The organism is Butyrivibrio sp. (assembly GCF_024699075.1).
This window is the reverse complement of the sequence record NZ_JAILQF010000142.1, coordinates 1-9,083: the sequence shown is the minus strand read 5'-3', so window position 1 is coordinate 9,083 and position 9,083 is coordinate 1. Positions and strand designations below refer to the sequence as shown.

The following is a 9,083-nucleotide window of genomic DNA, read 5'->3' as shown; positions in this document are numbered from 1 at the left end:
ATAGCTTCTGATACACATCATTCTTAAAACTCAGAACTGTTATGCATACTGACAGATGATACTGTCCAAGGTTCGATATCTGCTCCCAATTCTCCGGAGTAAACAGTGAACCATTCGTTTCCAATGTGACCGATACTTCCGAGGAATCCGCTAACGGTTTCCACTCTGAAAGCAGTTTTAAAGTATGACGGCTTACAAACAATTCACCTAAGCCATTTGCGCTGATATGCTTTACATAAGGCAGAGCCTTGCGGAGCTCTTCATCAATCTTGTTATATTTTTCCTCATTAACCTTCGCATCTGCTCTTGCCATGCAATTTGGAATGTCACACATGATGCAACGATAGTTGCAGACATTCTCGTAAGCGAGGTATAGAGATTCAGGATACTTGGGAATCTCATCGATTTCAATCTCGTTTTCAGACACATTATTGTTGGCAACCCATGGACACTGATTGGGATTGCAGTTTGAGTGATCTCCTTTAGCATGCATATCACGGATTAGTTCTGCTTCTGCACTATGATAGATTTCATCCAGAGAATTCTTTGTAAGATGTCCGATAATCCCTCCATCATGCAACCATGAGCATAGTCTCACTGCGCCATCTTCGTTTATAATCTGAACAAAGTCTTTTGCTCTTTTACATAATCGCATAATTCATCGACCTCTTTTTTATGTTCTAGGCATATATGTCTGCATATTTATAACAGTTTTTCAAAGAATCAAAGCATTTCTTTTTCCCAATATCTAATTGTGTTTCTAATACCTTCTTCGAAACTAACGCAAGGCTTAAATCCTGTATCTCTAATCAGATCATATATATTTACGCATGAACTAAATGCTTTTTCACTCAAGTCAATTCTTTCTCCAATACCCAGTTTGAGTTCTGGATTAATAATATCTCTTATCGTTTTTATGTATTCAAATAATGGTTTATATTGCCCAGAACCAATGCCATATACTTTTCCACATATTCCTCTTTCACCTATCATTCTTAATGCGCGAACCACGTCGGAAACATATAAGAAATCCCACATTTGTTCAAGTTTTCCATAGCTTGGAATTTCTTTTTTTAATAAGCTTCGAATTGTATAAGTTATAATATTGTTATCAATCCGCCGTTCTCCAAATGTACTGGGAATTACGCACCAAATGAATGATTGTTTTAGCTTTCTAGATTGAACATCTAAAAAATAATGTGTGGATACCTTGGCCGCTCCGTACATATCATTAGGCTGTTGTTTTGCTCCTAAATCCATTACATTTGTTGTCATAGCATACTCAGCAACAGTCCCTGTAGAAATAAACAATTTGCAACCAACTTCTTTGCATAGAGTTAATGCATTTAGAGCCATGGTTATATTAGATATTTGTAAACCAATGTCATCTTTTTTTTCTGGGGAAACCCCTGACCAACAAAGGTTAAAGAAAACATCATATGCACGAGATGGAATTTTCTCCATCTTCATAGTGTTCAAATCCCCCTGTATAACTAAGCAATTCACATTATCTAATATTTCAGGCAAGATTTTATTCACATCTCTTACTATTATCGTTACACCCCACCCAGCATTCAGTAACTCCAATGCAAGCCAGCTACCTATGAAGCCAGTCGCTCCTGTAACTATCGCATTTTTCATCATATATTCACCTCGTGCGGTTTCATCATCGTACTGGTCAATGGATTCTTCGCTTTTTGATCAAAGAATCCATAAGGATTATTTATTTCAACTCATATTTTCTATAATCACAGCATGAAAAAGATTTAGAGTTTAAAGAAATATAATGTAAATTTGTCATTACCATACTTTCCAGGGAGCCGTCCCGGAATTCCACAGATCCTCCAACTTTTGACGCTCATTCATTGTATCCATGCATTGCCAAAAACCTTGATGAACATAACCATCTAATTGGCTATCATGAACCAATTTTGTTAAGGGATCACCTTCAAATTGCTCCCAATCACCTCTAATGTAATCGAATACCTGATGTTCAAGTACCATAAAACCAATATTAATAAGACTGCCATCAAAAGTTGATTTTTCGCGAAATGAGGATATTGATCCATCAAGGTTTCTTTCGAGGACACCTTTTGTCTGCCCAAAGTTATACAACGAAAGAGTAGCATATCTATGGTGTTCTTTATGGAAATTAATTACTTTATTTATATCCACATCACCTACACCATCGCCATATGTTAGTAGAAAAGGATTAGCGCCAATATATGGTTGAATTCTTTTTATTCTTCCACCTGTTTGTGTATCCAATCCAGTATCAACAATCGTAACTCTCCACGGTTCAACATGCTCCTGATGAACTGTTATTTCATTCCCTTTTGTGAAATCAAACGTTATATCTGAAAAGTGAATAAAATACTGAGCGAACCACTCCTTAATAATATCCTGTTTATATCCAGCGCAAATCACAAAGTCATTAAAGCCATAATGAGTGTATCCTTTCATTATATGCCATAGAATAGGCTTGCCGCCTATTTCAACCATGGGTTTTGGACGTAAATGTGATTCTTCTGATATTCTTGTTCCCTTACCGCCTGCCAAGATTACTACTTTCATGAAATCACCATTTTCTATCAGACTCTAATTATTGCAGTTAAATGTTCCATTACACATATCATATAGATCAACTATGGATAAAATTGGTGCTGATGTAAATGCTTTCAAATATTCCTTTATTTCTTCAATATATCCGGCGCAAACGACGATAATTAAATCGGTATTTTTGCTTAACTCACTTGGAGGATTTACTGTCAGTTCATAAAAATCTTGATCGGTCTGTTGAAACCTACCTGGATTAGATGCATCTATATCAAATCTACCCGCATCACGATCGACAAGAATAACTGATACAAGGTTCTTGATTAGTCTGTAAATTAATACTGCTGTGCTCTCGGCATTGCCACCTACACCGTATATTGCTATTGAAGCAATTCCTTTTTGCTCAAACAGCGCCTTCAGCCTATTTACTGGTGGCATATGAGTCAATGTGTCTATGTAAGAATCTCTGTTATAAATAAATCGCACATAATTGTATTGAAATTTTATGACATCAATATATATATTTCTATCTATAGCGTTATTTACGATAGCAGAAATACCGCTCTCTAGAGATTCTTTAATTTTGGTTAGTATTGGTATTCTATCTTTGAGCACAGTTCCGGATGCTTTTGCTGCAATATCCAACCAATCTATCGATAAAAATGCATATTTTAAATATTGTTGAAACATCAACAACTTGACATCAATATTTGTTTCTCTTTCATATATAAAATTTATCACCTCATGTGAATTATTAATATATGATTCAGGGAGCATGACCTGAGAAACAGAAAAACCATTTCCTAAATTTTTGCAATCCAGATCACGTTCAAGGATATTTTTTCCAACTCGTATCAAATCAATCATAGGATTATACGCAAAATCGCCACGTAAAATTGCTTCTCCAATCCAAAACAATTGGGGAACATACCGGTATGTATAATAAGTTTTGCATTTTGAATAAATATTCGTTAACAATTCATCAGTGACAATAAGCTTATTAAAGATTATTCCAGAAATATATGCATCAACATAGAAACAATGTGCTGCTTCGTATCCTTTTTTCCAATACAACTTTTCATTCACTGAATAGGTAGGATGCGATTCAACTTTTGAATACATGACGGCCAAAGAAGGATGTTCGTCAAAAAAGTTTATATAATAATCAATGTTTTCAGGAATCAACTCATCTTCATCACTAAGTATTAGACACAAATTTGATCGTGCATAACTGACAACTGTCCTTAAGTTTTCTTCAAATCCCTTGTTTTCTTCGAATTCTTTATATAATAGATTGTCATTATTTTTATTTTTCAATGCTTTGTAGCCTTCTGTATTAGAAACACTACCATTATTAGATATTACAATTTCAATATATTTTTTATTTTTAAATACACGTAAAAGGTTATTTACTAATTTTTCGGCTAAATTACCTCTATTGTATGAGGGGATACATATACTTAACTTATAGTTCATAAAATTGATCCTTCCTACTTATCATATGATGAGCAATTATTTGCTACTCTACTAGCTTCGTCATTAAAAAAGTTATGTTAGTATATTTTCCACTTCTTCACATTATTCATAGATAAGTTCGACAAACATATCTATATGTTCAACTATATAAATCATTTTTTCTCTGTCATCAAAATCAAAAAAAATTATTCCGGGATAATCTTTTTCAGTGTTTTTTATTTCATAACCTTTTCCTAACCACATCACGGAATCGTAAATATATTTTTCAAGATCAGAATCGAATCTGATGTTTTTAATCTTTCCTTTTTTGTGACCATTCAGGCAATGTCTGCCGGTGTATCCTTTTTGTCTGATGTTATTAGGAAAATCTGATACATTATCAGCGCATTGTGTTCTGAATATATAATCAACCCAATCAATTCCTGTCGCTTTTATCTCGGGATATGGATACCAATCTCCACTCATCCGTCTGGTTATTTCAAGGATATGTGGTTTATGCTCTCTATCTAAAATGTACTGCGAGTGCATCAATCCATCTTTTATGGACAGAGCTTCAGCTACAGTTTCAGTGTCACTAATAAGTGTATCAACAACATCTTCAATAAAATCTGCTGGTCCACCCGAAGTAGAAACACGGTATTTGCTATAGTGCATATACTCATTGTCACTGTAATAGCCTCTAACTTTTCCGTTGACTAAAAAAGCATTAAAGCTATGGTTGCTTCCGGTTATAAAAGGCTCGATAACTATTTTTTTACACTTTGATTTATAAAAAGCATCTCTAACGGCATATCTTCCTTCGCTCTGTGTATTAGCTCTCCGAATCCCTTGACCAGCTCCCAAATCTACAGGTTTTACAATAATTGGATATTGTGCTTGCAATAGGTATCTATTTGCATCAGTTTCACAATCAAAGTCTATGGCTACAGGGGAGGATATCTTTAATTTTTTTGATAATTTTTTGAACAAATCTTTATGGTGAAGAGTTAAGGCATCTTCATATCGCTCGTGACCACCTAGTTGCATTTTTTCCGCAACATAGCATGCAGACAGGTACCCAAAATCATTACAATTAGAACATACTTTATCAATGTTCTTAGATTGAGCTATTTCCAACATCTTGTCTGGGATTGAAAAATCTCCATATACATATTCGTCAGCGTATCTGTGTCCCAATCCTTCTGGCGCAGTGCCAGATGTAATCACATAATACCCGTATTCTTTAGCTTTTTTTATTAATGGTATATCGTGAAAACTTCCGTTTGGAATTAAAACTTTTTTCATTTTTTTATATGCACCCATATAGATTTTAAGTCGCTGTATTCGTCAAAGGCATACATGGATTTGTCTTTGCCCAACCCAGATTCCTTTACACCGCCAAATGGTGATCTATTATCATCATTTCCATAGCTGTTGATATGGAGAAGTCCTACTTCGACGCGATTTGCCACATAAAATGCTTCATTTAAGTCATCTGTCCATATGGCTCCTGCAAGTCCATAGTTTGAGTCATTTGCAATGGAAATCGCATCTTCGGTTGATTTTGCTTTAAGTACTACGACTACCGGCCCGAAGATTTCTTCCCTTGCAAGTTTGCTGGTTGCATCTATATCAGATATGATAGTTGGTTTTATACAACATGCATCTTTATGGTGTTTTTTCTCTCCTGTAGCTTGATAGACATCTGCGCCACTACTAACTCCTTCTTCGATATATTTCTTGATTTTATTATATTGCTCGCGGCTTACTACACAGCCCACGTTGTTTTCATCATCAAACGGATCTCCTGGAACGTATCTTTCACATTCGACCTTAAGAGCTTTCATGAATTCATCATACTTATTCTCTGACACGATGACCCTTGATGGGGCGGAGCAAATCTGTCCTTGATTGTAGAACATATTATCAGAGAGCACTTTAGCAGATTCTTTGACATTCTTACATGATTCCGTTACTATATACGGCCCCTTACCGCCACATTCAAGACCCACCTTTTTCATGTTAGACTCACCGGCGTACGTCATTATTTTTTTTCCAACCTCACTAGAGCCGGTGAAGAAAATTCCTCTCACATCTTTATGAAGAGCAAGTGCTTTACCTGCTGTTTCACCATATCCAGGGACTACATTGAACACACCGTCTGGTATTCCGGCTTCTTTTGTTAGCCCTGCTAAGAAAATGGCCGAAAGAGAGGATTGTTCTGCAGGCTTTAGAATGACGGAATTTCCCATAGCAAGTGCAGGACCATATTTCCATGCTGATACTACCATGGGGTCATTCCATGGGGTAATAAGTCCTACCACACCTAATGGAACTTTTTTTATTATTCCAAATTCTGTAGTATCCGAAGGAATGGAGACATCATAATATTTGTCGATACTCTCTGCAAAATATCGAAGTGCTTCTATCGCTTTTGGTATAGAATCCTCGTAATAATTTTTATATGCTCGGCCTGTTTCATAGGTATCGAGAAGCGCTAGCGTTTCCCGATTTTTTTCCATCAGAGCGGCTAGATGGAGTAGTACCTCTTTTCTATGCGCATGAGTTGTTTTACTCCATATACCTGATTCGAAGGCTTCTTTTGCCGCTTGGACAGCAATATCCACATCTTCTTTTTTACAAGATGCAATACCGCTCAAATCGCTTCCATCAATAGAGGAGGTCTTTTGAATAATTTCTTTGTCTATAGCATCTACATACCGTCCGTTGATATATGCTCTTTTTTCGATTTTTTTTTCGACAATCCTTTTTTGAATATTCATTGCATAACCTCATTACTCAATTTATTTCCGATATTGCCGGCATTATCTTTATTAGAAAAATCTGTCATATTCTGGAATAATATCGATACCTTCTCCATTTGTTTTCTGAATTCTGATTACCTCTTTGTTAGTCTCATTTCTAAGGCAATGGAAATTACACTTGATTGCTGGATCCAATTGATTCATTATGTTCTTTCTCTTTTCAGAATGCCAAATGTCTTCAAGAGACTGAGTTTTAGCGTCTCCTATTCTGTACGGAGTTTTACCTCTCCAATATGGGCATACATAAACACCTGACGGGCAAATCAAAGTTCTTAAATGTGCTGCTGGGCAGAAGTGATAATCTTTGTTTTGGTATGTCTGTACGCAATTAAGAGAGTCTTCTAGGTTAATTGCGGTAATGACCTTAAAGCTATCTGTATCCAAATCTTTAAGTTTCTCGACTTGCTTTTTGGCCTCGTTCATTCTTTCTTTACTATGGACGACTAGAGCGTGAGGTCTTCCGCCTGCGTATGCATAACTTGGCTTCACTTCAAAATAGTCACAGCCAATGTCTCTTGCCAAGAGTGCTGCATCGTATATTTCATGAATATTCGATGTAATTCCAAAGCCGTCTGCTTCAGTACGTATTAGATATGAAAAGCCAAGTTTTCCTTTCTTTATCTTTGCAAGATCTCGCATTCCTTTCACTATCGCATCAAACTTTGATTTTCCATCCTTTGATGGTCGAAGTTTATCAAATGTTTCTTGTGTTGCAGCATCCATTGACACCCTGGTCCACGATGCTCTGTTTGCAATCGTCTCCAAATACCTCGGAATGAAATAACCATTTGTCGTGATACCAATATGAATATCATGCTCCCCCAGGTATTCCATGAACTTGCCAATTTTTGGATGAGCTAGAGGCTCTCCTCCACCGATCAACACAACCGCCTTGACTCCAATCTCATACATCTCTTTTCCAATTTCAAATAGTCTCTCATCAGAAAAAGACGTGGCATTACTAACCAGATCCTCGCTGATACATCCAGGGCATGCCAGATTACAAGCTTCAGTAGTATCCATTTCAACTACAAGTGGTCCTCTGTTCCAATCATCTCCTGTTATTCTATCAACCACAAACGGTTGATGTAGTTTTGAGACGATATTCATTTTTTGTGACATCAGTTAACCTCCTTGATAATTGATATGATTTCGTCCACCTGTTCCGTCTTTATCTCCTCATACAATGGCAACACCATTACCTGCCTTGATAGCTTTCTTGCGATTTTTAGATCTGCATTTTTGTAACGGTTCTTAAAGCATGCCTGATCAGCCGTCAGAGGATAAAAGTATTTTCTCGCAAAGATATCATTATTTGCCAGTCTCTTGTGCAGTTCATCTCTGCAAAGTCCATAGTCACTTTCTACAAATATAGGGAAATAAGCGTAATTTCTAGTTGTTGCTATGGCAGGTTCAGGAATTCTAATTCCTTTAACATCCTTCAGACCTCCAACATATCTGTTAAAGGCCTTTTTTCGCGCATTCAGAGCATCCGTTAAATGTTTCAAATTGCAAAGCCCCATGATGGCATTAAACTCACTCATCTTCCCATTTGCGCCGACCGATGCTGTAACCTCTTCGGTTCGAATACCAAAGTCCTTAAGGTCATGCATCCGCGCGTACATTTTGTCATCTTTGCACACAACTGCGCCACCTTCGATGGTGTTGAATACTTTTGTTGCGTGAAAACTGTAAATAGATGCATCACCATAATTTCCTATACCAACACCATCGCACTTCACACCGAAAGCGTGAGCTGCATCATAGATAACCTTAAGATTGTACTTGTCAGCAATCTTCTGGATCGCATTGACATTACAGAGATTCCCATATACATGTACAGGAACTATCGCTACCGTTTTGGGTGTAATCAAATCTTCGATTTTAGTTTCATCAATTGTACCGTCCGACTCTTTCACATCACAGAAGACAGGCTCTAGACGATTACGGACTATAGCATGTGTAGTAGACACGAAGGTGAATGGGGTAGTTATTATTTCGCTGCCTTCTGGAAAGTCAAATGCTTGAATTGCTAATTCAAGCGCCATGTGCCCGTTGACGGTCAATGAAATCTTCGGAACATCCAAATACATTTCCAGTTTATGTTCCAGTTCCTGATGGTACTTGCCCATATTGGTAAGCCAGTGCGACTCCCATAATGGTTTAATTGCTTCTATATATTCCTCGTAAGGGGGCATCGAAGACCTTGTTACAAATATTTTTTCATTTGTCATATTCTTTCCTCAG

General features: G+C 36.8%; 8 protein-coding genes. All 8 read right to left on the bottom strand.

Features of this window, described 5'->3' with window-relative positions:
- Nucleotides 1-655: radical SAM/SPASM domain-containing protein (locus K6G87_RS05610; RefSeq protein ID WP_296834826.1), on the bottom strand; the 655-nt coding region annotated here is incomplete at its 3' end.
- Between the two features lie 68 nt (nt 656-723).
- Nucleotides 724-1,644 (bottom strand): NAD-dependent epimerase/dehydratase family protein, encoded by a 921-nt coding sequence (locus K6G87_RS05605; RefSeq protein WP_296834824.1) that lies wholly within the window; start codon nt 1,642-1,644, stop codon nt 724-726.
- Between the two features lie 156 nt (nt 1,645-1,800).
- Nucleotides 1,801-2,574 (bottom strand): glucose-1-phosphate cytidylyltransferase, encoded by a 774-nt coding sequence (gene rfbF / locus K6G87_RS05600; RefSeq protein ID WP_296834822.1) that lies wholly within the window; start codon nt 2,572-2,574, stop codon nt 1,801-1,803.
- A gap of 24 nt (nt 2,575-2,598) precedes the next feature.
- Entirely contained in the window at nt 2,599-4,032 is a 1,434-nt protein-coding gene (locus K6G87_RS05595) for a glycosyltransferase (RefSeq protein ID WP_296834820.1), read from the bottom strand.
- A gap of 102 nt (nt 4,033-4,134) precedes the next feature.
- On the bottom strand, nt 4,135-5,316 hold the full coding sequence (locus K6G87_RS05590; RefSeq protein ID WP_296834818.1) for an ATP-grasp domain-containing protein: 1,182 nt from the start codon (nt 5,314-5,316) through the stop codon (nt 4,135-4,137).
- Nucleotides 5,313-6,794 (bottom strand): aldehyde dehydrogenase family protein, encoded by a 1,482-nt coding sequence (locus K6G87_RS05585; RefSeq protein WP_296834817.1) that lies wholly within the window; start codon nt 6,792-6,794, stop codon nt 5,313-5,315. Before K6G87_RS05585 ends, K6G87_RS05590 begins: the two co-directional genes overlap by 4 nt.
- Before the next feature lie 51 nt (nt 6,795-6,845).
- Nucleotides 6,846-7,958 (bottom strand): radical SAM protein, encoded by a 1,113-nt coding sequence (locus K6G87_RS05580; RefSeq protein ID WP_296834815.1) that lies wholly within the window; start codon nt 7,956-7,958, stop codon nt 6,846-6,848.
- Complete coding sequence (locus tag K6G87_RS05575; protein ID WP_296834813.1) at nt 7,958-9,070, bottom strand: DegT/DnrJ/EryC1/StrS family aminotransferase; 1,113 nt, start codon at nt 9,068-9,070, stop codon at nt 7,958-7,960. The genes K6G87_RS05580 and K6G87_RS05575 overlap by 1 nt, the downstream gene beginning before the upstream one ends.
- Nucleotides 9,071-9,083: the final 13 nt, after the last annotated feature.

Bases quoted from the DNA above. Each gene is read 5' to 3' on its own strand.
- K6G87_RS05575 (WP_296834813.1), bottom strand. From the start codon at position 9,070: ATGACAAATGAAAAAATATTTGTAACAAGGTCTTCGATGCCCCCTTAC.
- K6G87_RS05580 (WP_296834815.1), bottom strand. From the start codon at position 7,958: ATGTCACAAAAAATGAATATCGTCTCAAAACTACATCAACCGTTTGTG.
- K6G87_RS05585 (WP_296834817.1), bottom strand. From the start codon at position 6,794: ATGAATATTCAAAAAAGGATTGTCGAAAAAAAAATCGAAAAAAGAGCA.
- K6G87_RS05605 (WP_296834824.1), bottom strand. From the start codon at position 1,644: ATGATGAAAAATGCGATAGTTACAGGAGCGACTGGCTTCATAGGTAGC.
- rfbF (WP_296834822.1), bottom strand. From the start codon at position 2,574: ATGAAAGTAGTAATCTTGGCAGGCGGTAAGGGAACAAGAATATCAGAA.
- K6G87_RS05590 (WP_296834818.1), bottom strand. From the start codon at position 5,316: ATGAAAAAAGTTTTAATTCCAAACGGAAGTTTTCACGATATACCATTA.
- K6G87_RS05595 (WP_296834820.1), bottom strand. From the start codon at position 4,032: ATGAACTATAAGTTAAGTATATGTATCCCCTCATACAATAGAGGTAAT.